The sequence below is a fragment of the Exiguobacterium sp. U13-1 genome (assembly GCF_001750115.1).
Taxonomy (GTDB): domain Bacteria; phylum Bacillota; class Bacilli; order Exiguobacteriales; family Exiguobacteriaceae; genus Exiguobacterium_A; species Exiguobacterium_A acetylicum.
Genome location: NZ_CP015731.1, coordinates 2,406,212 through 2,429,857, shown reverse-complemented (window position 1 = coordinate 2,429,857; position 23,646 = coordinate 2,406,212). Strand labels below are relative to the sequence as shown.

General features: G+C 46.8%; 29 protein-coding genes. All 29 read left to right on the top strand.

Annotated features, from left to right (window positions below; all coding sequences use genetic code 11):
* Positions 1–10: 10 nt before the first annotated feature.
* Positions 11–1,129: a flagellar hook-length control protein FliK gene (locus ESP131_RS12715; protein ID WP_064299652.1), complete on the top strand. Its 1,119-nt coding sequence runs from the start codon at positions 11–13 to the stop codon at positions 1,127–1,129.
* The gene (locus ESP131_RS12710) at positions 1,122–1,592 is read left to right on the top strand and encodes a flagellar hook capping FlgD N-terminal domain-containing protein (protein ID WP_069940833.1); all 471 of its coding nucleotides are present in this window, start codon (positions 1,122–1,124) and stop codon (positions 1,590–1,592) included. Before ESP131_RS12715 ends, ESP131_RS12710 begins: the two co-directional genes overlap by 8 nt.
* Positions 1,592–2,446 carry a flagellar basal body rod protein FlgG gene (flgG, locus tag ESP131_RS12705; protein WP_029342068.1) on the top strand — a complete coding sequence of 285 codons (855 nt, stop codon included), beginning with the start codon at positions 1,592–1,594 and terminating at the stop codon, positions 2,444–2,446. Before ESP131_RS12710 ends, flgG begins: the two co-directional genes overlap by 1 nt.
* The gene (locus ESP131_RS12700; RefSeq protein ID WP_029342067.1) at positions 2,443–2,679 is read left to right on the top strand and encodes a flagellar FlbD family protein; all 237 of its coding nucleotides are present in this window, start codon (positions 2,443–2,445) and stop codon (positions 2,677–2,679) included. Before flgG ends, ESP131_RS12700 begins: the two co-directional genes overlap by 4 nt.
* A gap of 19 nt (positions 2,680–2,698) precedes the next feature.
* Positions 2,699–3,103 carry a flagellar basal body-associated FliL family protein gene (locus tag ESP131_RS12695; protein ID WP_231681733.1) on the top strand — a complete coding sequence of 135 codons (405 nt, stop codon included), beginning with the start codon at positions 2,699–2,701 and terminating at the stop codon, positions 3,101–3,103.
* A 9-nt stretch (positions 3,104–3,112) separates the two neighbouring features.
* The gene (gene fliM, locus ESP131_RS12690; protein ID WP_029342065.1) at positions 3,113–4,096 is read left to right on the top strand and encodes a flagellar motor switch protein FliM; all 984 of its coding nucleotides are present in this window, start codon (positions 3,113–3,115) and stop codon (positions 4,094–4,096) included.
* A 1-nt stretch (position 4,097) separates the two neighbouring features.
* On the top strand, positions 4,098–5,231 hold the full coding sequence (gene fliY / locus ESP131_RS12685; RefSeq protein WP_029342064.1) for a flagellar motor switch phosphatase FliY: 1,134 nt from the start codon (positions 4,098–4,100) through the stop codon (positions 5,229–5,231).
* 12 nt (positions 5,232–5,243) lie between these two features.
* Positions 5,244–5,609 carry a response regulator gene (locus ESP131_RS12680; RefSeq protein ID WP_029342063.1) on the top strand — a complete coding sequence of 122 codons (366 nt, stop codon included), beginning with the start codon at positions 5,244–5,246 and terminating at the stop codon, positions 5,607–5,609.
* The gene (locus ESP131_RS12675) at positions 5,606–6,097 is read left to right on the top strand and encodes a flagellar biosynthetic protein FliO (RefSeq protein WP_047393816.1); all 492 of its coding nucleotides are present in this window, start codon (positions 5,606–5,608) and stop codon (positions 6,095–6,097) included. The genes ESP131_RS12680 and ESP131_RS12675 overlap by 4 nt, the downstream gene beginning before the upstream one ends.
* Complete coding sequence (fliP, locus tag ESP131_RS12670) at positions 6,094–6,762, top strand: flagellar type III secretion system pore protein FliP (RefSeq protein WP_029342061.1); 669 nt, start codon at positions 6,094–6,096, stop codon at positions 6,760–6,762. The genes ESP131_RS12675 and fliP overlap by 4 nt, the downstream gene beginning before the upstream one ends.
* Before the next feature lie 11 nt (positions 6,763–6,773).
* On the top strand, positions 6,774–7,046 hold the full coding sequence (gene fliQ, locus ESP131_RS12665; RefSeq protein WP_023468705.1) for a flagellar biosynthesis protein FliQ: 273 nt from the start codon (positions 6,774–6,776) through the stop codon (positions 7,044–7,046).
* A complete protein-coding gene (fliR, locus tag ESP131_RS12660; protein WP_029342060.1) occupies positions 7,043–7,810 on the top strand; it encodes a flagellar biosynthetic protein FliR in 768 nt (255 codons plus the stop codon). Before fliQ ends, fliR begins: the two co-directional genes overlap by 4 nt.
* A gap of 4 nt (positions 7,811–7,814) precedes the next feature.
* Complete coding sequence (gene flhB, locus ESP131_RS12655; RefSeq protein WP_029342059.1) at positions 7,815–8,906, top strand: flagellar biosynthesis protein FlhB; 1,092 nt, start codon at positions 7,815–7,817, stop codon at positions 8,904–8,906.
* A 14-nt stretch (positions 8,907–8,920) separates the two neighbouring features.
* Positions 8,921–10,945: a flagellar biosynthesis protein FlhA gene (gene flhA / locus ESP131_RS12650; protein ID WP_029342058.1), complete on the top strand. Its 2,025-nt coding sequence runs from the start codon at positions 8,921–8,923 to the stop codon at positions 10,943–10,945.
* Between the two features lie 3 nt (positions 10,946–10,948).
* A complete protein-coding gene (locus ESP131_RS12645; RefSeq protein ID WP_029342057.1) occupies positions 10,949–11,992 on the top strand; it encodes a flagellar biosynthesis protein FlhF in 1,044 nt (347 codons plus the stop codon).
* Entirely contained in the window at positions 11,989–12,843 is an 855-nt protein-coding gene (locus tag ESP131_RS12640; protein ID WP_029342056.1) for a MinD/ParA family protein, read from the top strand. The genes ESP131_RS12645 and ESP131_RS12640 overlap by 4 nt, the downstream gene beginning before the upstream one ends.
* 21 nt (positions 12,844–12,864) lie before the next feature.
* Positions 12,865–14,868 (top strand): chemotaxis protein CheA, encoded by a 2,004-nt coding sequence (locus ESP131_RS12635; protein ID WP_047393826.1) that lies wholly within the window; start codon positions 12,865–12,867, stop codon positions 14,866–14,868.
* 11 nt (positions 14,869–14,879) lie between these two features.
* Positions 14,880–15,308 carry a chemotaxis protein CheW gene (locus ESP131_RS12630; RefSeq protein ID WP_029342054.1) on the top strand — a complete coding sequence of 143 codons (429 nt, stop codon included), beginning with the start codon at positions 14,880–14,882 and terminating at the stop codon, positions 15,306–15,308.
* Positions 15,301–15,909, top strand: a complete 609-nt coding sequence (locus ESP131_RS12625; protein ID WP_029342053.1) for a chemotaxis protein CheC — start codon at positions 15,301–15,303, stop codon at positions 15,907–15,909. The genes ESP131_RS12630 and ESP131_RS12625 overlap by 8 nt, the downstream gene beginning before the upstream one ends.
* Positions 15,902–16,384 carry a chemotaxis protein CheD gene (locus ESP131_RS12620; RefSeq protein ID WP_029342052.1) on the top strand — a complete coding sequence of 161 codons (483 nt, stop codon included), beginning with the start codon at positions 15,902–15,904 and terminating at the stop codon, positions 16,382–16,384. The genes ESP131_RS12625 and ESP131_RS12620 overlap by 8 nt, the downstream gene beginning before the upstream one ends.
* A gap of 13 nt (positions 16,385–16,397) precedes the next feature.
* Positions 16,398–17,171: a FliA/WhiG family RNA polymerase sigma factor gene (locus ESP131_RS12615; protein ID WP_047393832.1), complete on the top strand. Its 774-nt coding sequence runs from the start codon at positions 16,398–16,400 to the stop codon at positions 17,169–17,171.
* Between the two features lie 11 nt (positions 17,172–17,182).
* Positions 17,183–17,611, top strand: coding sequence for a hypothetical protein (locus tag ESP131_RS12610; protein WP_029342050.1), 429 nt, complete (start codon positions 17,183–17,185; stop codon positions 17,609–17,611).
* 129 nt (positions 17,612–17,740) lie between these two features.
* On the top strand, positions 17,741–18,475 hold the full coding sequence (gene rpsB / locus ESP131_RS12605) for a 30S ribosomal protein S2 (RefSeq protein ID WP_012370721.1): 735 nt from the start codon (positions 17,741–17,743) through the stop codon (positions 18,473–18,475).
* Positions 18,476–18,557: 82 nt separating this feature from the next.
* Positions 18,558–19,439: a translation elongation factor Ts gene (gene tsf, locus ESP131_RS12600; RefSeq protein WP_029342048.1), complete on the top strand. Its 882-nt coding sequence runs from the start codon at positions 18,558–18,560 to the stop codon at positions 19,437–19,439.
* Between the two features lie 111 nt (positions 19,440–19,550).
* The gene (gene pyrH / locus ESP131_RS12595) at positions 19,551–20,270 is read left to right on the top strand and encodes a UMP kinase (protein ID WP_029342047.1); all 720 of its coding nucleotides are present in this window, start codon (positions 19,551–19,553) and stop codon (positions 20,268–20,270) included.
* 1 nt (position 20,271) lies between these two features.
* Positions 20,272–20,829 (top strand): ribosome recycling factor, encoded by a 558-nt coding sequence (gene frr / locus ESP131_RS12590; RefSeq protein WP_023468691.1) that lies wholly within the window; start codon positions 20,272–20,274, stop codon positions 20,827–20,829.
* 79 nt (positions 20,830–20,908) lie between these two features.
* Entirely contained in the window at positions 20,909–21,649 is a 741-nt protein-coding gene (locus ESP131_RS12585; RefSeq protein WP_029342046.1) for an undecaprenyl pyrophosphate synthase, read from the top strand.
* Positions 21,650–21,668: 19 nt separating this feature from the next.
* Complete coding sequence (locus tag ESP131_RS12580; protein ID WP_029342045.1) at positions 21,669–22,469, top strand: phosphatidate cytidylyltransferase; 801 nt, start codon at positions 21,669–21,671, stop codon at positions 22,467–22,469.
* A gap of 14 nt (positions 22,470–22,483) precedes the next feature.
* The gene (locus ESP131_RS12575; RefSeq protein WP_029342044.1) at positions 22,484–23,638 is read left to right on the top strand and encodes a 1-deoxy-D-xylulose-5-phosphate reductoisomerase; all 1,155 of its coding nucleotides are present in this window, start codon (positions 22,484–22,486) and stop codon (positions 23,636–23,638) included.
* Positions 23,639–23,646: the final 8 nt, after the last annotated feature.

The following is a 23,646-nucleotide window of genomic DNA, read 5'->3' as shown; positions in this document are numbered from 1 at the left end:
GGGAAGCCAGATGAACATGACGGAAGTAATACAATCATCCTCCCCGAACTTGAATACTGGAACAGGGAAAAAAGGAGAGATGACCACGGTTGGTGGTCAATTTGCTTCGTTACTGGATTATCTGACAAAGTTACCAACAACGTCATCGTCACCGGTCTCAGCTGATTTGACAGCACTCGAGACGAAAGTGGAGACACCACTATTACCGGATTGGATACAAGAACTCGTAGATCAACCGGACGAGCTTCTCTCTTTACTGAAACAACCGGAAGTAGAGGCGTTAAAACAAGAACCGAAGAAAATGGAACAACTACTAGCGTTCGTCAAACAATTGCTTGAGGGAAATGTCGAGCAGGCGAAAAATCAGTTCGATCAATTGCCACCATTGCTTCAGCAAGTCGTCTTGCAGACAGTAACGAACGATACGATCAAAATGAAAGATCATCATACGAACAACTTAAAACAACCATTACTTACTACGATTGAAGGAGACATTTCCGCGTTGCCTGTGAAACAGACGCTCCCGCAAACTGGTCCTATTGTCGAAGCGTTCAAGTCGGACACTGTAGCTGTAGCTGAGCAGGCAAAAGGAAAGACACCGCTTCCGTTGGTATTCGCTTCACTCATGCGAAAAGCGACCATGGCCGTTGATCCAGAAGGAAAAGCCGCGCTGACTCCAATGAGCATGCCGATTTACAAGGGTACCCCGTTGCAAACGATTCGTCCAGTGCCGCTACCCGTACCAGAACAGATTCAACAACGGATTGAAGCTGCACTTCAACAGGCACCGTTCTTAAAAGGTGCTGACGGGTCAACTCGATTGTCGATTCGTCTTTATCCAGAGCAGCTTGGAGAGGTCGTCGTTCAACTCGATCGTAAGGAGGGGGCATTGACCATCAAACTGTTTGCGAGTACTGAACAAGCGAAACAATCGATCGAGCAACAACTTGGAAAATTGCAGACAGCTTTACACCAGCAGACGCCGGTCGTGAAGATCGAGACGGGGATGATCGCATCTAGTGCACGGGAGTTTCAACAGTCCTTCACACGTGATCAGCAGGAGCATGAGTCCCCTTATCAAGAAACACCCGCTCCAGTAGAGGAAGAAGAGGAGGAAGACGATGACTGATGCAATCAAAACAGATGGTACTTCATACCAGCTTCCTGAAAAGTCACAAGTACCGACGAATAAAGCAATGGATAAAGATATGTTCATGAAAATTCTGATTGCCCAGCTGTCGAATCAGGACCCGACGGCACCAATGGAAGATAAGGATTTCATTGCTCAGATGGCGCAGTTTTCTTCACTTGAACAGATGCAAGCAATCGGGAAGACGATGGACACGATGGTCTTGAACCAACATACGACGGCGTTATTATCCTACAGCAATCTGATTGGTAAGAACGTCAGTTATGAAGCCGAGTCAAAGACGACCGATGCTTCTGGAGCAGAACAGACGACGACCGTCGAAGAGACAGCCAGTGTCGTTAGTGTAAAACGGGATGGGCTGGATATCATGGCCGAATTATCGAACGGAAAACAGATTAGTGTATACGAGTTGACGCAGATTCAATCAAAGGAGGAAAAATAATGTTACGTTCAATGTATTCAGGAATCAGTGGGCTTAAGAACTTCCAGACGAAACTGGATGTCGTCGGGAATAACATCGCGAACGTCAACACGTTCGGTTATAAAAAAGGACGGGTGACGTTTAAGGATCTCGTCAGCCAATCGGTCGGTTCATCATCCGGTGCTGGTGGTAATGTCGGTGGAACGAACCCAAAACAGGTCGGTCTTGGAGCATCGATGTCAACAGTCGATAATGTGTATAACCAAGGTGCGCTTCAAAATACGGGTCGCGTCCTCGATGTCGGGATTTCTGGGGAAGGATTCTTCCAAGTCGTCACGGCGGAAGGGATTCGTTATACACGCTCGGGTAACTTCTATACCGATCTTGAAGGAAACTTGGTTACCGGCGACGGAAACTATTTGATTGGTAGTGACTCTCAAGCAATTGCAGATGGCGAGACACCACCGGTACCCCTTCCGGAAGCAGGTGGCGCAGGATTCCAAAAACTAAAAGTACCAACGGATGCACGTAACTTATCAATCGGTAAAGACGGTCTCGTCACTTACGTCGATACGACAGGAGCATTACAAAACGTCGGTTATATCACGATCGCGAACTTTGCTAACCCAGGTGGTTTAGAAAAATCAGGTGTCAACGTGTTCGCAGCGTCGCAAAACTCAGGTGAGCCAGTACTTGGAACACCGAGCTTGAACGGAATGGGTCAATTGACATCTGGAACGCTCGAAATGTCAAACGTCGATTTATCAGAAGAATTCACGGAGATGATCATTGCCCAACGTGGTTTCCAAGCGAATACGCGAATCATTACGACTTCTGACCAAGTTCTTGAGGAATTGGTCAACCTGAAACGATGATTACGCTAACGACATTACGTAATGCACCACTCGTACTAAACGCTATTCTGATTGAATCTGTCCGTTCCACTCCGGATACGACGATTCAACTCGTTGGCGGACAGATTTATGTCGTGAAGGAATCAATAGAAGAGGTCAAGGCAATCGCAATCGCTTTTTATCAACAAATCGGATTAGCGGGCTTGAACAGTGTAAGGAGGCTCGAAGATGGCCGAGGAAAAGAAGAAGAGTAAACTAAAAATCCCTTTAATCATGATCATTGTCGCAGCACTGATGGTTGGGGCAGGTTATATGATCATGAATTACTTTTTAGCTAATGATACGACAGAAGCAAAAGTCGAACAGCCGACGGGTGAAGAACTTGATGCACGAAGTCTTCAGACAGACGACTTGACGACGAACATCGCAGACGAACGGTTCTTGAATGTCCAATTCACGATCGTTACAGACGATCAAGCAACGCGTGATGATTTAGAATTACGAAAGTTTCAAATCAATAACATCATCTTAGGTGATTTATCTGCGATGAAAAAGTCGGACTTAGACTCAAAAGCGGATATGGAGAAGCTCGAAGAACGGTTACGGATGCAGTTCAAGAAGCTCATCCAAGAAGGTGATGTCCAGCGTGTCTATACGACGAAAAAAATCATCCAGTGAGGTGGCAGCATGAGCGAAGTATTATCCCAACATGAAATCGATGCCTTGCTATCAGCCATTTCAAGCGGAGATATGGAAGTCGAGGAAATCCGAAGCCAAGAGGAGCAGCGCCGTGTCAAAGTCTATGACTTTAAACGAGCGCTTCGCTTCTCAAAAGATCAATTACGGAATTTGACGCGTATCCATGAACAGTTCGCCCGAGTGTTGACGACGCATTTTTCTGCACAACTTCGGACGTACGTCCAGTTCACGGTCAATACAGTCGAGCAACTCCCGTACGATGAATTCATTCATTCCATTCCGAATATGACATTGATCAATCTAGTGAACCTTCATCCGCTTGATGGAAAAGTCTTGTTCGAAGTCAATCCGAACATTGCTTATGCGATGCTCGATCGATTACTTGGAGGACCGGGTGAAGGGATGAACAAGATTGAAAATTTGACGGAAATCGAGACGCGTATTCTGACACAATTGTTCAAACGTGCCTTCGTCCAATATGGCGCCGCTTGGGAGTCGGTGACGGAAGTCGAGGCGGAGTACGACGATTTAGAAATCAATCCGCAGTTTCTACAGCTCGTTTCTCCGAATGAGACGGTCATACTCGTATCGATTTACGTAACGGTTGGAGAAGTGAGCGGTACGTTGAATGTCTGTTTGCCGTTCGTGACCCTTGAATCCGTTCTTCCGAAATTATCAAGTCATTATTGGATGCAACAAGAAAAGCGAACGACAGCAGATAATCAAGAGTCTGAACACATGCAAACGCAGTTGATGAGTTCCGTCGTCGATTTAAAAGCAGTGCTCGGCCAAACAGAGCTATCGTTTGGTGAATTGTTACACCTCGAAGTAGGCGATTGTTTATCCCTGAAGACGCGAGCCTCAGATGCCGTCGATGTATTCGTCGATGACCGGAAGATGTTCAAAGCCCGACCGGGACTAAACGGGAAACACCTCGCTTTGCAAGTCTTACAACGAATTGAGGAGGAATAACATGAGCGATATGCTTTCGCAAGATGAAATCGATGCGTTGTTACGCGGAACGCCATCAAACGATGAACCGCAAGATTCGGACGCAGAGGAAATATTAGATGATATGGAAATCGATGCGCTAGGGGAAGTCGGAAACATCTCACTTGGGAATTCAGCAACGGCCTTATCGGCATTGTTGAATCAAAAAGTAGAAATCACGACACCACATGTTCGGATGATTTCGATGGAAGAATTACGAAGTCGTTATCCGATTCCGCACGTCGCGTTGCGTGTCGGCTATACAGAAGGATTTAAAGGAGAAAATGTCCTGATTCTGACACAGCGAGATGCTTCTGTCATCGCGAACCTGATGATGGGAGGCGATGGTGTCATTGATGAATCGCTGGAGATGGAGCCGATTGCTCTATCTGCTGTACAGGAAGCGATGAATCAGATGATGGGAGCTGCTGCGACATCGATGTCGACCGTGTTCTCCATGCGAATCGATATCTCACCACCTGCTGTTGAAATTTTTGATTTTTCACAAGATAAGAGTATCGTCGATAGCTTTTCTCTTTGGGAGAGCATGGTCATCATCGAGTTTGATCTGAAGATTGGCACGATGATCGATTCAAAAATCGTTCAATTAGCACCACTGGACTTCTCGAAACAATTGATTCAAAAACTCTTTAGCGCGAGTACGACCCAACAAGCAGAACCTGCACCACAAGCAACGGCACAAGCGCAACCAGAACAACCACAACCACAAGCGCAACCGACACCGGCACCAGCGATGGAACAACGAACGGTCGTCCCACCACCTGAACCGAAAGCAACGCCAGTCGGTGTCAGTCCAGTTCAATTTAGTCAGTTAGGTGAGATGGAAGTAGAGGGCACGCCAGGAAATATCGGAATGTTATATGATGTTCCGTTGAACGTCACGGTTGAGTTAGGACGGACACGCCGCTCCGTTCGTGACATATTGGAATTAACACAAGGTTCTGTCATCGAGCTGGATAAACTGGCAGGGGAACCAGTTGACGTTCTTGTCAACAATACATTGATCGCAACGGGTGAAGTGGTCGTCATCGAAGAGAATTTCGGTGTACGCATTACGGAAATCGTAAATACAAAAGAACGTCTTCGGATGTTCTAAGGAGGAACTAATATGAGTGCAAAAGTATTAATCGTAGACGACGCCGCTTTCATGCGGATGATGATCAAGGAAATTCTATCGAAGAACGGCTATGATGTCGTCGGTGAAGCAGAAAACGGACGCGAAGCGGTCACGAAGTATAAGGAATTGACACCAGACCTCGTCACGCTAGACATTACGATGCCTGAGATGGACGGAATCTCTGCGCTTAAAGAAATCAAAGCATTCAATCCTGCCGCTAAAGTCATCATGTGTTCAGCGATGGGGCAACAGTCGATGGTCATCGACGCGATTCAAGCAGGTGCAAAAGATTTCATCGTCAAACCGTTCCAAGCGGATCGTGTGCTTGAAGCGGTCTCGAAAACTGTCTCGTCATGAAAAAAGTGACTTTGCTGATTTGTCTTCTGTTTCTGCTGACACTTCCTGTACAGGCTGAAACGGTCGAAGAAAAATTAAATCCAACCAAGAACGATGCACCGACGACTCAGCAAGTCGATGAGAGTCCTTCCATGGCATTGACCATCTTTAAAGGAGTCGTCGTTCTCGTCGTCTTGATCGGCGGATTCATCCTCGTGACACGTTTTATTCACGAGCGGACGCGAGGCGTCAGACATTCCGGACGTTTGACCCATCTAGGTGGTGTACCACTTGGTAAGGATCGATCGGTTCAGTTAGTGAAAGTGCAGGATAAGATTTATGTCGTCGGAGTTGGTGAGAACGTACAACTCTTAGACACGCTGGACGATTTAGAGGGATACGAACCGACGGATCTTGAAGAGTCATCTTCGAAATCAGCACCTTCACCATTTCTTGAGACGTTCAAACAACAACTCGAGCAACTGCAGAAGAATCGAGGGCGCTCATGAATACGATTGAAAACCTGATCTCACTCGATACTCCGTCAGGAACAGCAACATCGATTAAACTGCTCGTATTACTGACGTTGTTATCACTGGCGCCCTCACTACTAATCTTAATGACTTGTTTCACGCGTGTCGTCGTCGTGTTGTCGTTCGTCCGTTCGGCTCTCGGAACACAACAGACGCCGCCGAACCAGCTACTCGTCGGACTGGCCTTGTTCATTACGCTTTTCGTCATGTCGCCCGTCATATCGGAATTAAACACGACGGCTTTAAAACCATACATGGCTGATAAAATCAGTCAAGATGAAGCGTTTGATAAAGCAGGAGATACGATGAAACGCTTCATGTCGAAGCACACGCGAACGAATGATTTAGAACTATTCTTAAAATACGGTAATTATGAAAAACCGGAAAAGATTGAAGATATTCCACTCGTCGCACTCGTTCCAGCATATGCGATTAGTGAATTGAAGACAGCCTTCCAAATCGGCTTCATGATCTTCATTCCTTTCCTTGTCATCGACATGGTCGTCTCGAGTGTTTTGATGTCGATGGGAATGATGATGTTACCGCCAGTCATGATTGCGTTACCGTTTAAATTGCTGTTATTTATTTTAGTCGATGGCTGGCACCTGATTGTTGAATCACTGCTCGTCAGTATGCGTTAGGGGGAGAAAAGATGACTCAAGAAATGATTATTCAGTTGGCGAGTTCTGCTGTCTGGACATTACTCAAAGTATCGGCCCCCTTGTTACTCGTCTCGCTCGTCGTCGGTCTGCTCGTCAGTATTTTGCAGGCGACGACGCAGATTCAGGAACAGACGTTATCGTTTGTTCCAAAGATCGTTGCCGTGTTTTTAGCACTCGTCTTCTTTGGACCTTGGATTATGCAGGAGTTACAGACCTTTACGATTGATCTATTCAAACAAATCGCTGAGGTTTCCCGAAAATGACATTACTTTCTTTCCTGAGTGTTTTTCTGCTCGTCTTTGGACGGATCGTCGGTTTTCTCGTTGCGGCGCCTTTGTTTTCATCAAGACAATTACCAGCGCAACATAAATTAGCACTTGCGGCGGGTCTTGCTTACTTTGCGAGTTACGCCGTGAAGACGGACGTTCGTGTAGAAGACTTCGATTTTTTCTTTCGGATGGGAACGGAAGTCTTAGTGGGTCTAGCTCTTGGCTTACTTGCCAGTTTTTTATTATACGCCCCACAAATTGCGGGTTCGATCATTGATTTACAGATGGGTCTTGCGATGGCTTCCGCTTATGATCCGATGTTTGGCGGACAGTCACCAATCGTCGGACGATTTTATTACATGCTGACGTTACTCGTCCTGCTCGCTTCTGATATGCATCTCATTTTACTGGACGGCATCTACACGAGTTTTCAAATCTTTCCGCCGGGCAGTCTGATTGCGGTATCAGGCGACGCAGGAATGAGTCTTGTCATCCGTGTCGTCGGACTTGCGATGTTGACTGCCTTACAAATGGCGATGCCACTTGTCGTTTCACTCTTTTTAGTGGATCTCGCACTCGGTTTCTTAGCGAAAACGGCACCCCAGTTCAACATTTTTGCGATTGGTTTTTCCGTCAAACTGTTAATGGGATACGCGATTCTGTTTTTATTAGCAGGAGCGACGATCACAGGAATCGGTCGATTCGTTCCATTGTTGCAAGATGTACTTGCAGACGCTATTCGATTACTAGGAGGTTAAGGACATGCATTCATATCGATTACGCCTTGATCTTCAGTACTTCGCTGGTGAGAAGACGGAAAAAGCGACACCTCGAAAGCGGGATGACTCGCGTAAAAAGGGACAGGTCGCAAAATCAGCAGATTTAACGAGCAGTTTTATGTTATTCGCGATGTTTCTCGTCCTCTATTTTTTCGGTCCATTTCTAGGACGGCGATTCGTACTCGTCCTGCAAGATGGTCTCAGTGCAAGTCAAGTTCTGCAAGCCGTCGAAGAGGGACGAATTGAACAGATTTTAGTCGAGATGCTGATACAAATGGGGATTTTAGTCGCCCCCTTCTTTTTAACAGCGGTCGTCATCGGGATCCTTGGAAACTTCGTTCAGATTGGTGTGCTCTTAAGTGGTGAGGCGATTCAGCCGAAGCTAGACCGGATCAATCCGCTTCAAGGCGTCAAACGGATCGTTAGCGTTAAAGCACTCGTCGAGTTTTTGAAATCCGTTTTTAAACTGTTAGTCATCGGTGTCACGAGTGGCACTGTTCTGTGGAATAACAAGGTCGAGATTTCGAGGCTGACTTCGGAACCGATCGGCGATGCGTTAGCTATCATTGGTCATTTAACATTTTTGCTCGGTTTGTCGGTCAGTATCGCCTTGATCGCGTTAGCCATTCTGGACTTCGCTTATCAAAAATTTGATTTTGAAAAGTCGATTCGAATGAGTAAACAGGATTTAAAGGATGAGCATAAGAACACGGAAGGTGACCCTCAAATCAAAGGAAAGATTAAACAACAACAACGGGAGATGGCGATGCGGCGGATGATGCAAGAAATACCGAATGCCGACGTCGTCATCACGAACCCGACCCATTATGCGGTAGCGATTCAATACGATGACGGAAAACATATGGCACCGATCGTCGTTGCAAAAGGCGTAGATGCTGTCGCGTTCCGGATTCGGGAGAAGGCGACAGCAGCTGATGTCCCGATTGTTGAAAATCGTCCGCTGGCGCGGGCGTTGTTCGCTCAAACAGAGATTGGTATGGCAGTGGATGAAACGTTCTATCAGGCGCTCGCTGAAACACTCGCCTTTGTCTATCAACTGAAACAAGCAAAATGAAAGGATGAAGCATCATGAGTATATCAACACGAGATTTAACGGTTCTGCTAGGCGTCATCATGATCGTCTTCATGCTCGTCATTCCACTGCCCGCTATCATGCTCGATTTTTTAATCATCATCAATATCTTAATTGCTTTGATGGTATTACTCGTTGCGATGAATGCCAAAGAGGCACTTGAGTTTTCTGTATTTCCGACGTTGTTATTGATCGTGACTCTATTTCGTCTGGCACTTAACGTCTCGACGACACGGGCGATCCTATCGAACGGAAATGGTGGCGAAGTTATCGAGGCTTTCGGTAGCTTTGTCGTCGGCGGTAAGCCGCTCGTCGGTTTCGTCGTCTTCTTGATTCTCGTCTTGATCCAGTTTCTCGTCATCACAAAGGGTTCAGAACGAGTCTCGGAAGTGTCGGCACGTTTTACGCTTGATGCGATGCCCGGAAAACAGATGGCAATCGACGCCGACCTGAACTCCGGTATGATTGACGAATTACAAGCCCGGACTCGTCGTCAAAAAATCCAATCGGAAGCAGACTTTTATGGGGCGATGGACGGGGCCTCGAAGTTCGTTAAAGGAGATGCGATCGCTGGTATCATCATCGTCATCATTAACTTGATCTTCGGAATGATCATCGGTGTCGTCCAGCAAGGCTTACCGATAGCGGAGTCAGTCGAACTATATACGTTACTGACAGTCGGGGACGGTCTCGTCAGTCAGATTCCAGCACTGTTGATTTCGGTTGCGACCGGGATCATCGTCACGCGCTCGACATCCGACGGAAACCTTGGTGAGGATGTCATCGGTCAATTGACACGCACACCATTACTTGTCGGAATCGCGGCTGGAGCAATCTTCTTACTCGGACTATTCACAGCGATTCCCGATTACGTCACGATGCCGATTGCAGCGTTATTTGGCTTCTTCGCTTGGCGAATAAAGCAGACGACGAAGACGATGCAAGAAGAGGTCGCTGTCGAGGAAGCGCCGAGCGAAAACTTGCGTTCGAGTGAATCGGTCATTTCTTTACTGAACGTCGATACGATTGAATTTGAATTCGGTTACGGTTTGATTCCACTCGCTGATGAAGCGCAAGGTGGCGATTTACTCGATCGTGTCGTTATGATTCGTCGGCAGCTAGCACTCGAACTTGGATTCGTTCTACCGACTGTTCGGATTCGTGATCACCTGCAGTTATCACCGAACCAGTATCGAATCAAGATTCGCGGAAGTGAGATGGCAAGTGGTGAGCTATTGCTTGATCATTATTTAGCGATGAGCCCAGGGGTCGATGATCCAGAAATTCGAGGCATCGAGACGGTTGAACCAGCATTCGGTATGCCGGCACTCTGGATTGATGAACAGACACGGAGCCGAGCAGAGATGTCAGGCTATACGGTCGTTGATCCACCATCCGTCGTTGCGACACATTTAACGGAGCTCTTGAAGAAACATGCAGCTGAGTTACTCGGTCGAGAAGAGACGAAACAGTTGGTTGATCATTTGAAGGAATCCCATCCGATTTTGGTCGAGGAAGTAACACCACAACTGTTATCAATCGGGGAACTTCAAAAAGTATTCGTTCAATTATTAAAAGAAAAAGTCTCGATTCGAAATCTACCATTGATTTTTGAAACGCTCGCGGACTATGCAGCTGTGACGAAAGACAGCGAACTGCTTGCTGAATATGTCCGTCAATCCTTATCGCGTCAAATTACGGAACAAGTCATGCAAGGAGATGTCTTACATGTCGTGACGGTCTCAAGTGAGATGGAACTGGATATCCAGTCGGCCATCCAAAAGACGGAGTTCGGAAATTATTTAGCGCTTGATCCCGAAAAGGCGACACGTTTCATCGAGACGTTACAGGAGCGAGCAACGGAATTCGAACGGTACGGGGCGCATCCGATCATCCTGACTTCTCCAAGTATCCGGATGTTCGTCCGTCAATTGACAGAACGGTATTTTCCAGATATTCCGATATTGTCTTATAACGAATTAATGCCGACGATTGAAGTTAAGAGTATTGGGGTGATTTAAGCGATGATAGTCAAAAAAGTCACGGCGGATTCCGTTAGCGAAGCCATGGAACGCATCAAACGCGAACTCGGTAACGATGCCATCATATTAAATACTCGCCATATTAAAGTGGGCGGATTCTTTGGCTTATTTGCGAAGAAAAAAGTGGAACTGGTTGCATCGGTGGATGAACATGTGTCGAACGAACCGATCGTCTCGAAGCAAACAACGAGTCGGAAGGACATTGTGGAAACCATCCAACCGATCCCAGTGCGTCCGACGATCGTTACGGTCGGCGAACGACCATTGCCAAAAGAATTGCGACATTATGCGCCGCTGTTGGCAGAACCAGCGTTACAACAAGTGTCTGAACGATTGCATGAGCGATTACTAACTGCGTACTATCAAACGCAGCAAACGGAATTAACCGATCTCTTGACGGAAGAAGTGAAGTCGGCATTGCGCGTGACGCCGTCGACTGCACGTTATGTCATGTTAACAGGACCAACTGGCGTCGGAAAGACGACAACCATCGCTAAACTCGCTGCGCATCATACGCTCATTAAAAATCAACGAGTCGGTCTCATCACAACCGATACATACCGGATCTCAGCGATTGAACAACTGAAGACATATGCCGACATATTAGGTATTCCGATTCATGTTGCATACGACCTGGAAGATTTTGAACGAGCGAAGCAGGCGCTAACGTCATGCGACATCGTACTTGTCGATACAGCGGGACGGAATTTCCTTGACGAAGCATATGTAGAGCAATTACGAAGTCGTCATGACTTTGAGGATACGGATGTATTTTTAGTTCTTAGTTTGACATCGAAATATCGAGATTTATTACAGATCCACGATCGTTTCAGTAAGATTCCCTTATCAGGGATCGTATTTTCGAAAGCAGATGAAACAAGTGAACTGTGGTCGATGTTTGGGCTTATGACAGAGACGGAGTTACCAATCTATTGCGTGACAACGGGTCAAGAAGTGCCAGAAGACATCACGTTCGCTACGGCGGATGAGTTATCCCGAATGATCGTCGAGAGAGGGATGAGATGATGCGAGAAGATCAAGCACGTGTCTTACGATCAAAAGTGACCGTCAAGGAAACGAAGACGATTGCCATCGTGAGTGGAAAAGGTGGCGTCGGAAAAACGAATGTCGCGGTGAATCTTGGCGTGGCATTATCGTTACAAGAAAAACGAGTACTCTTGATTGATCTTGATATCGGGATGGCGAACATTGGTATTCTATTCGGTAAATCATCGAAGTCATCCTTGATGGAATGCGTCAAACGACGAGAATCACTCCAGCACGCAATCGTTGAACAGTCTCCATCCCTTCATTTCATTCATGGCGGAAGTGGATTTGCGGAACTGACGAATCTGACGAAGGAGGATGTCGTGTTCCTACTGCGGGAATTCCAATTTTTCTATGAGTATGATTTTGTGTTGCTCGATTTAGGAGCCGGCGCCAACCATCAGACGTTTGATTTTATCAGTAGTGCAGACGAAGCCTGGTTGATCGTCACGCCAGAGCCGACTTCAATCATGGACGGTTATGCGTTCGTCAAACTGGCACACCATCATGCGACGGATCTTCCGATTTCCGTCGTCGTCAATCGGGCGACGAATGGTGGAGAAGCACTTGAAACGTTTGATCGACTGGCGCTCGTCAGCCAACAATTTTTACAAAAACCACTGCGCTTTACCGGTTTTTTGCCGGAAGATCCGGCAGTCGTCAAAGCAGTCAAGGCACAGATGCCATTTTACTTGATGGATCGAACGAGTGACGTCAGTTGGCGACTCGATCATATCACGACGTCTCTAACAGGTGTACAAGTCAAAGAACGGAAGTTTTTAGATCGATTGTTACATCGTCTGAAAAAACGAAAAGATCATGTCCGTTAAGATTAAAGGAGGGTATCAGTCATGGACTTAAATGAATATGTGGGGTTGTTCCTCGATGAGTCGATGGAGCATTTACAAGCTATTAACACAAGCTTATTGGTTTTTGAAGAACGATTAGACGATGAAGCGGTCATCGATCAAATTTTCCGTTCTGCCCATACGCTAAAAGGAATGGCAGGAACGATGGGATATGATGCGATCGCTGATTTGACGCATGAGATGGAGAGTGCCCTTGATTTAGTCAGATCAAAGAAACAACCCGCTACAGCTGAGTTGATCGATGTCCTATTCGTTGCTGCTGAGCAACTGGAAACGATGGTAGAAGACATCAGTCGCGGTGGAAAAGGGAAACTTGACGTTACGGAAACAGTGAGACGATTACAGCAGTTCATTCGTCCCGAACAAGAAGAGATCATTTCGGTTACGCCATCAACTGCACCATCAACATTCGAATGTGATGTCTATTCGGAAGCGGTCGTCAAACAATCGATTGCGTCCGGTTATCAAGCCTATATCGTCCAAGTCGAACTTTCAGCAGACGTCATCTTAAAAGCGGCACGTGTTTACATGGTCTTTGATCGTTTACAACAGCTCGGAGATGTCATTTTGTCGAATCCGACATCTGATGAACTGGAGCAAGAACATTTTGAGACGTCATTCTCTGTTTTATTCGTGACGCAACAAGAGCAATCGGTCATTCAAGAGGCGGTTGCCTCGGTTTCTGAAGTCGCAATAGTAACGATGGACGTGTTCGAAGCAACACCAGAAGCAGAGGTGGCGACATCCACCCTTCCACAGGAAGTGCCGGTTGCGACATCAGTACCTGCACCAACAGCTTCACCGGAATCACCAGAACAGACAGATCTATCTGTGCCTGTCGCTTCGAAAACGATTCGTGTCAATCTCGAGCGGATTGATCGTTTGATGAATCTGTTCGAAGAGTTCATCATCGACCGCGGACGTTTGGAGCGTATTGCAGCAGAAGTCAGCTCGCCGGAATTGACAGATACGGTCGAACGGATCAAACGGGGCACGAACGAATTGCAATCACTCGTTTTAACGTTACGAATGATGCCGATCGAACAAGTATTCAATCGATTCCCACGAATGGTGCGTTCCGTTTCGAAGGATGTCGGAAAACATATCAAACTACACATTACGGGTGCTGAGACGGAACTTGATCGCACAGTCATCGATGAGATTGGTGATCCACTTGTCCACTTGATCCGTAATGCGATCGATCATGGAATTGAAAACAAAGCGGAACGGATTTTAGCGAATAAGCCGGTCGAAGGAAATCTTTCGCTTCGTGCCTACCATTCAGGAAACCGAGTCTTCATTGAGATTGAAGATGATGGAGCAGGTATCAATCACGAACGTGTCACACGGATTGCGATTGAAAAAGGATTGATCACAGAAGAAGAAGCGATGCAATTAACGATCGAAGAGGCTTCGATGCTGTTATTCGCACCTGGTTTCTCGACGGCAGAAGAAGTCACGGACTTGTCTGGTCGTGGTGTTGGTCTCGACGTCGTCAAATCGAAGATCGAATCATTGGGTGGAGAAGTGTTCGTTGAGACACGCCGCGGAGAAGGAACGATTTTCCGTATCAGTTTACCATTGACGCTCTCGATCATCTCAGCCATGCTCGTTGAGCTCGGACAAGAAACGTATGCAATTCCACTGACTGCCATCATCGAGACGACATCTTTACGTAAATCGGCGATCCTGCAAGCGCACCGGGAAAAAGTATTTGATTTCCGTGGACAATTGGTTCCACTTATTTCGCTGAATGAAGTTTACGGATTGCCACAACATGAGGCAGAAGCCTATTCGGTCGTCGTCGTCCGGAGTGGCGAAAAATTAGCAGGATTGATCGTATCCGAATTGATCGGTCAACAGGAAATCGTCATGAAGCCACTCGGTAGTTATCTAGAAGGCATCCGTGCCATTTCTGGCGCGACGATTCTTGGAGACGGACAAGTCGCATTGATCATTGACAGCAATGCACTATTACGGAAGTGAGGGGAACGAAGATGGAACAAAAATGGGTTGTTTTTCAATTAGAAGATAATGCATACGGTATTGATGTACAGTCTGTTCGTTCAATCGAACGGCTCATCCCGATCACACGGATTCCGAACGCTGCATCCTATGTCAAAGGAGTCATCAATTTGCGAGGTGTCGTCACCCCCGTGATTGACCTGCGTGCCCGTCTTGGATTCGAATTAATGGAAGAAACGGAAGAAACACGCATCATCATCGCCACTTTGGAGCATGGGGACGCTGGATTCATCGTCGACCGGGCAAACGAAGTCGTCGAATCAACGGATGTTCGGATTGAACCGCTCAGTGAACAAAAGCAGGAGGATGCCTCGTATTTGACTGCAGTCGCAAAAGGCGATCAGCAATTGTTTTCGTTGATTGAACCGAATCGCTTATTTGAGGACATCGTTCATGCTTAATCCGAACGAACGGGACATTTTACGGGAAGTCGGCAACATTGGAGCTGGTCACGCAGCGACAGCACTTTCGACCTTACTTGGACAACCGATTGAGATCGAAGTACCTTCCGCTGAACTTGAGGATTTCACGACGATCATCGAGCGAAGTGGAGGGGCGGAAACGTATACCGCTGGTGCATTGTTACGTTTTTCTGGCGATATTCAAGCAACGTTACTTTTTTTGATGCCACTTCGTGATGCAGAGAAGCTCGTGAGCCAATTGATGCAGACGGAATTCCACTTTTTTTCCGATTCCCACGAAATGGGGGTTTCTGCTTGGGAAGAAATTGGGAATATTTTAATAGGAGCATATGCTCGGGCTATCTCCGATTGGCTTGATTTATCGTTACATGTCAGTGTTCCTGCATCAGCGTTTGATATGGTTGGTGCGTTACTTGAAGTAGCCTTACTTGAATCAACGACCCCAGGCAATATGGCTGTCTATATCGACACGCATTTGTCTAGTGCAGGAAACGATTTGACTGGACATTTACTTTTGTTGCCTGAAGCTAACGCCTTTCAGACGGTCTTCGAACGATTGGGTGTGGACTTGAATGGATGAAATCGTACGGATTGGGATTGCGGAGTACGCCATCAGTAAACGCCCCGTCATTTTACGGACGGCGGGTCTTGGATCGTGTGTAGGCGTCGTCATCTATGACCAGGAACGAGGGTTATCGAGTATGGCGCATGTCATGTTGCCTGATTCAGCGATCAGTCGGAATCGGGAGCTTGAAGTCGGAAAGTTCGCGGATACTGCAATTCTAGAGGTAGCCCGCGAATTACGAGCAAGTGGAGCCATCCGATTACGTGCGAAGATTGCGGGTGGGGCTCAGATGTTTCAATTTAAGTATGAACATGAATCCATGCGGATTGGTGAGCGAAACATCGCTGCGGTCAAAGCAATGCTTCAACAAGTCAAAATTCCACTCGTTGCCGAAGATGTTGGCGGCACGAATGGACGAACGATCGAGTTCCACTCACAATCAGGGCGTCTCGTCATCCGGACGGTGAATGTCGGGACGCTGGAAATCTAGAGGAGGAATGGTCATGCGTGAGGAATTACAACAACTTTGGGATCGATGGCTGACCACACGCGATATTGCGGTGGCAGACCTGTTACTTCACAATTATGAACCACTTGTTCAATACCATGTTCAGCGTTTAAGTGCGACGTTGCCTAAAAGTGTCGATCGAGACGAGTTGAAAAGTTTAGGGATGATGGGATTGTACGATGCGCTTCAAAAATTCGATCAAAATCATAATAATAAATTCGACACGTATGCCGCCTTTCGGATTCGAGGAGCTATTTTAGATGGGCTTCGTAAAATCGATTGGTTACCACGTTCCTTACGGGAAAAAGCAAAACGGGTCGAGGCAGCCGTCGAGATCCTTGAACAATCTTTGCAACGGACGCCGACGTTAGACGAGGTCTCTTCCATCGTCGACATGACACCGGACGAGGTCAAGGGTGCTTTAGCAGAAAGCTATTTTGCGAATGTATTATCGATCGATGAAGCAGTCACGTTACAGGATGAGGGGAAGGCGATGACCGTTTCCTATTTAGATCCAGATACTGCTACACCGGAAGATATGTTATTAATGCGTGAGTTGATTGCTAAACTGGCAGAGGAAGTAGAGGGGTTATCCGAAAAAGAACAACTTGTCGTCTCGTTGTTCTATTATGAAGAATTGACGCTTACTGAAATTGGTGAAGTCCTCGGGCTCTCGACTTCCCGTATTTCACAAATCCATTCAAAAGCGCTTCGGAAGTTGAAGAATGCGCTCGGAAGTGCCTACTTAGCAGATCGTGTCGCCATGTGAAAGGAAGAATTATGACTGTCGTTTATATTTTATTAGCTGCTTTAGTTTGTTATGCGCTGCTGGTGTTATTTCGCCAGCAGGCAGCGCTTAAAGACCGGATTATCCGGTTGGAACGTGAAAAGAATGAGACGGAACAAGTGTTGCTTCATTTCATGGAGAACGTCAACGCTATGACGGAGACATCCGTAAATGAAGCGAACGAACAGGTTGATCAAGTACCGGACGTGTCTCCACAGATGGTGGAGGCGGCTACATACGAGAAATCGGAAGCCGTCGAAATCGAGCGATCCATTTCAAAAGAACCACCGTTAACAGATGTCAAGCAGGCGCTACGAGAAGGAGCGGATCTTGAGACGCTTGCGCGGTCTTTAAATCGCGGGACGGGCGAGGTTGCTTTGATTGCTAAACTTTCTCATCAAACGAAGGTTGCCCCTCGGTAATCTTTATGCTATATTAGTCTACGGTGTTAATTACGCACGCATGTATCGCCAGCTGCGGTGCCTTTAATAGGTTAGCTGGACAGACGATCATCGCGGAGGACATCCAAAACCCAAAAGGAGGAATTCATCATGGCAGTAATCTCGATGAAACAATTGTTAGAAGCTGGTGTACACTTCGGTCACCAAACACGCCGTTGGAACCCAAAAATGGCAAAATACATCTTCACAGAACGGAACGGAATCTACATCATCGACCTTCAAAAAACGGTCAAAAAAGTAGACGAAGCATACAACTTCATCCGTGAAGTAGCGTCTGAAGGCGGAAACGTTCTTTTCGTTGGTACGAAAAAACAAGCTCAAGACACTGTGAAAGAAGAAGCGATCCGTGCAGGTCAATACTTCATCAACGAACGTTGGTTGGGTGGAACCCTCACGAACTTCTCTACAATCAAAAAACGTATCAACCGTTTGAAACAACTCGAAAAAATGGAAGAGAACGGTACATTCGAAGTTCTTCCTAAAAAAGAAGTCATCATTCTTAAAAAAGAAATGACTCGTCTTGAGAAATTCCTCGGCGGTATCAAAGATATGCCAGGCGTTCCGGATGCACTCTTCATCGTTGACCCACGCAAAGAGCGTATCGCGATTGCAGAAGCACACAAACTCAACATCCCAATCGTTGCGATTGTTGATACTAACTGTGATCCAGACGAAATCGACTACGTCATCCCAGCGAACGACGATGCGATCCGTGCAGTCAAATTGCTCACTGGTAAAATGGCTGACGCAATCCTCGAAGTTAAACAAGGCGAAGATAACGTAGCACCTGAAACTACTGAAGAAGTAGTAGCAGACGCTGAGTAATTCGTGATGCCAGGTGATAAAGGGAATCGACCTTTTATCACCTTTTTTTTGAAACTAAGGATGTTATAAGGAGGAATATCGAATGGCTATTACAGCAGCAATGGTTAAAGAACTTCGTGAAAAAACAGGTGCAGGTATGCTCGACTGCAAAAAAGCACTCGTTGAAACTGACGGTGACATGAACGCAGCAGTAGATTTCTTGCGTGAAAAAGGGATCGCTAAAGCAGCAGCAAAAGGCGATCGTATTGCAGCTGAAGGATTGACTGCAGTTGCAGTTGACGGCAACAAAGCGGCACTCGTCGAAATCAACTCAGAAACAGACTTCGTTGCGAAAAACGAACGTTTCCAAACACTCGTTCAAAACATCGCAGACGCTGTTCTCCGTAACGGTTCTGAGACAGCAGAAGCTGCTCTTGCTTCTGAATACGAAGCAGGTAAAACAATCGACACATACATCTCAGAAGAAGCTTCAACAATCGGAGAGAAAATCTCACTCCGTCGCGTAGCGCTCTTCACAAAAGCAGATGACGCAGCATTCGGTTCTTACCTCCACATGGGTGGACGCATCGGTTCAGTCGTCGTTATCGAAGGTACGACAGATGAAACAGTTGCAAAAGACGTTGCAATGCACATCGCAGCAGCACGTCCACTTTACGTTGACCGTACTTCTGTCACAGAAGAAGAAAAAGCACGTGAAGAAAAAGTCCTCACTGAGCAAGCATTGAACGAAGGAAAACCAGCTAACATCGTTGAAAAAATGATCGTTGGTCGTATGAACAAATTCTTCGAGGAAATCTGCCTCGTCGATCAAACGTTCGTTAAGGATCCAGACTTCAAAGTTGGTAAATATGTAGAATCTAAAGGCGGTAAAGTCGTGTCATTCGTACGCTTCGAAGTTGGAGAAGGTATGGAAAAACGCGAAGAGAACTTCGCTGAAGAAGTTATGAACCAACTTAAAAAATAAGAATCGGGATCATCCTGATGACAAGAGAAGGAACACGTATGCTTCAATCCACTTTCGTGTGGAAGTGGTTCGTGTTCCTTTTTTACGGAATTTAGCAAGGGGGACATAGTCATGCAACCGAAATATAACCGGATTGTGTTAAAATTGAGCGGAGAAGCGCTCGCAGGAGATCAAGGGTTTGGGATCAATCCTGTCATCGTCAAATCTATCTCGGAACAGATTCGCGAATTAGTTGAATTGAACGTTGAAGTAGCGGTCGTCGTCGGAGCTGGAAACATTTGGCGTGGCAAAACAGGTGCAGAACTTGGGATGGACCGGGCCAACGCCGATTATATGGGGATGTTAGCGACAGTCATGAACTCGCTTGCGCTTCAAGACAGCTTAGAAGATGTAGGTGTCGAAACTCGCGTTCAAACATCAATCGAGATGCGCCAAGTAGCAGAACCGTACATTCGCCGCCGTGCGATGCGTCATCTTGAAAAAGGACGCGTCGTCATCTTTGCAGCAGGTACAGGGAACCCGTACTTCTCGACAGATACGACAGCTGCTCTTCGTGCAGCTGAAATTGAAGCAGAGGTCATCTTAATGGCGAAAAACAACGTCGATGGTGTGTACTCAGCTGACCCGAATGTTGATCCAGAAGCGAAGAAATTCGAAACGCTCTCTTACTTGGATGTCTTAAAGGATGGACTTCAAGTCATGGATTCTACAGCAACATCACTTTGTATGGACAATGACATCCCGCTCATCGTCTTCTCGTTGATGGAAGAAGGTAACATCAAACGTGTCGTCATCGGTGACGAAATCGGGACAATCGTAAGGGGGAAATAATATGTCAAAAGAAATCTTAAAACAAGCCGAAGAACGGATGGAAAAAGCACATCTTTCACTTAAGAAAGAACTTGCGACACTCCGTGCAGGTCGTGCGAACGTTGCGATTTTAGATCCCGTTCAAGTCGAATACTACGGGTCACCGACACCGCTCAATCAAGTAGCGAACGTCAACACACCAGAAGCACGTCTGATCTTGATCACTCCATGGGATAAATCAATGGTCAGCGAGATTGAAAAAGCGATTCAACGTGCTGATCTTGGTCTTGCGCCATCATCTGATGGTACGGTCATCCGTCTTGCGATTCCACCACTAACGGAAGAGCGCCGGAAGGAACTCGTCAAACTCGTCAAGAAGTATACGGAAGAAGGTAAGGTTGCCCTCCGTAACATTCGTCGTGATACGAACGAGCAGTTAAAGAAACAAGAAAAAGATGGTGCATTGACAGAAGATGATTTGCGTGGATACACAGAAGATGTTCAGACGTTGACAGACAAGTTCGTTAAACAACTTGATCAGACAGCAACGGAAAAAGAACAAGAAATCATGGAAGTATGACGCGACGGATCGTCATGGGGGGGACTCTTTGTCACACGAAGAGTCCCTTTCTTCATAATTGAGAGAGGAGGAAGTGCGGATGTTTCAATGGTTGAATCAGACGAAAGAAACCGAAACCTATGATCGGGTGCCTGAACACGTCGCTATCATCATGGACGGAAACGGTAGATGGGCACAAAAACGCGGGCTTCCACGTATCATGGGACATCGCGAAGGCATGAAATCGATTCGTGAAGTTGTTCGGGTTGCAAATGAACTCGGCGTTAAGAGTCTGACATTATATGCCTTCTCGACGGAGAATTGGACGCGCCCGGAAGAAGAAGTGAGCTTTCTCATGAAGCTGCCGGCACAATTTTTAGAGTCGGATTTAAAAGAGTTAGACGCGCAAAATGTCAAAGTCGAGGTAGCAGGAGAAGTGTCACGCCTCCCTCATTTCACACGTGAGGCAGTGGAACAAGCGAAACTGGATACGCAACACAATACAGGACTTCGTCTGATTTTCGCTCTGAATTATGGAGGACGCGATGAACTCGTACAAGTCATGCAAAAACTGGGCGCACAGGTTCAGGCAGGAACATTGTCACCGGATGCGATTACACCGGAGACGATCGAGCGCGAGCTAATGACAGGATCCGTAACCGATGTCGATTTCGTGATTCGAACGAGTGGCGAACAACGGTTATCGAATTTCTTACTTTGGCAAGCGGCGTACGCAGAGTTTTACTTTACAGACGTCTTGTGGCCAGAGTTTCGTCGGGATGCTTTCTTGGCAGCAATTGAAGATTACAATCAACGGACACGCCGATTTGGCGGCGTCTGATTAAATGAGGAACTAGCTTATGAAAACTCGGATTATCACAGGGATATGGGCAGGCGCCATCTTTTTGGCGCTTTTGTACATCGGTGGACTTCCCTTTTTAGCGTTTATGGCAATACTAACGATTCTCGGTTATACCGAGCTCGTCCGGATGCGACAATGGAGCGGCTCGCGCATTCCACGGATTTTATTCGGGATCGGCACGTTATTACCATTCGTCGGTATCTATGAAGAGGCAGTCGATCGGACACTCCCAATCGGACTTTCACCAATCGCTTGGGCAATGATCATTTTATTGATCGGTCTCTTTTGGAACGTGTTTTCGAAAAATGTCTTTACGTTCGATGATGTCGCCTTTTTACTGCTGACTGCGGTTTATGTCGGTGTCGGTTTTGCATCGTTCGCCTACATCCGCTTACTCGAACACGGATTAACGTGGTCGCTGTTGATCATTCTCTTGATCTGGTTTACGGATTCAGGGGCGTACTTCGTCGGGAAACGATTTGGTAAGAATAAACTGTGGCCATCAATCAGTCCGAATAAGACGATTGAAGGGGCAGTCGGTGGCGTGTTACTTGCCATCTTACTCGGTGTCGTGTTTGAAAGTATCGAACCGACAGTCGGTTTTGGAAAAGTCATTGTCCTTGCCATCATCGTTGCCGTCGTTGGCCAACTTGGTGACTTGGTCCAGTCCGCTTACAAACGCCATTATGGTGTGAAGGATTCTGGAACGTTACTACCGGGTCATGGTGGTATTCTAGATCGGTTCGACAGCATGATGATCGTCTTTACGGTCCTCGTCGTACTCGATATCTTTGCTTGAGGAGGCGCTTCATTATGAAGAAAATCAGTATCATCGGTGGAACAGGATCGATTGGTACGCAGACGCTCGATGTCATTGCGGCTAATCCAGACCTTTTTGAATTGACGAGTTTTGCATTTGGACGCAACACGACGGTCGCCGTACCGTGGTTGAATCGTTTGCAACCGATGCTTGTCGGAGTCCAAGATGAGACAACACGTCAAGAACTCGAGCAACAGTTGACTTATCAGCCAACAATCGTCATCGGTGAAGAAGGATTGCTTGATATCGTGACGCATCCTGAAGTCGATACGGTCATTACAGCGGTCGTAGGAGCTGTTGGCTTACGTCCAACGCTTGCCGCGATTGAGGCAGGTAAGACGATTGGTCTTGCGAATAAGGAGACACTCGTCACGGCAGGGCACCTTGTCATGAAGCTCGCGCGTGAAAAAAACGTGACGATTTTACCCGTCGATAGTGAGCATGCGGCGATTTTCCAATGCTTGAACGGTGAGCGGCGAGAAGATGTGCGTCAAATCATCTTGACGGCGTCAGGCGGAAGCTTCCGTGATCAATCACGTGAAGAACTGGCAGACGTGACGGTCGAACAAGCACTCGCGCATCCGAACTGGTCGATGGGAGCAAAAATCACGATTGATTCCGCAACGATGATGAACAAAGGATTCGAAGTCATTGAAGCGCACTGGTTATTTGATGTCGACTATGCGGACATCGATGTCGTCATTCATCGTGAATCCATCATCCACTCGATGGTCGAATTCAACGATGGAGCTGTCATGGCTCAGCTTGGTATGCCTGACATGCGAGAACCGATTCAGTACGCTCTTACATATCCGTCCCGTCTTGAAATCCAAGGGGGAGAACGGTTAAACTTAAAGGAAATCGGACGCTTACACTTTGCTGATGCATCATTTGAGCGTTATCCGTTGTTACGACTTGCTTTTGAAGCGGGTCAAGCCGGCGGATCGATGCCATCAGTACTCAATGCTGCGAACGAACAAGCGGTGGACCGTTTCTTAAAAGGGGACATTCGCTTTTTAGAAATCGAAGCGAGCGTCGAGGCGGCGCTTCAAGCTCATGAGCTTATCGAGGAGCCTTCTTTGGATCAAATCCTTGAAGCTGATCGATGGGCGCGTGAGTTCGTATCGTCTCTTACATTCGCTAACTAAGGATGGGA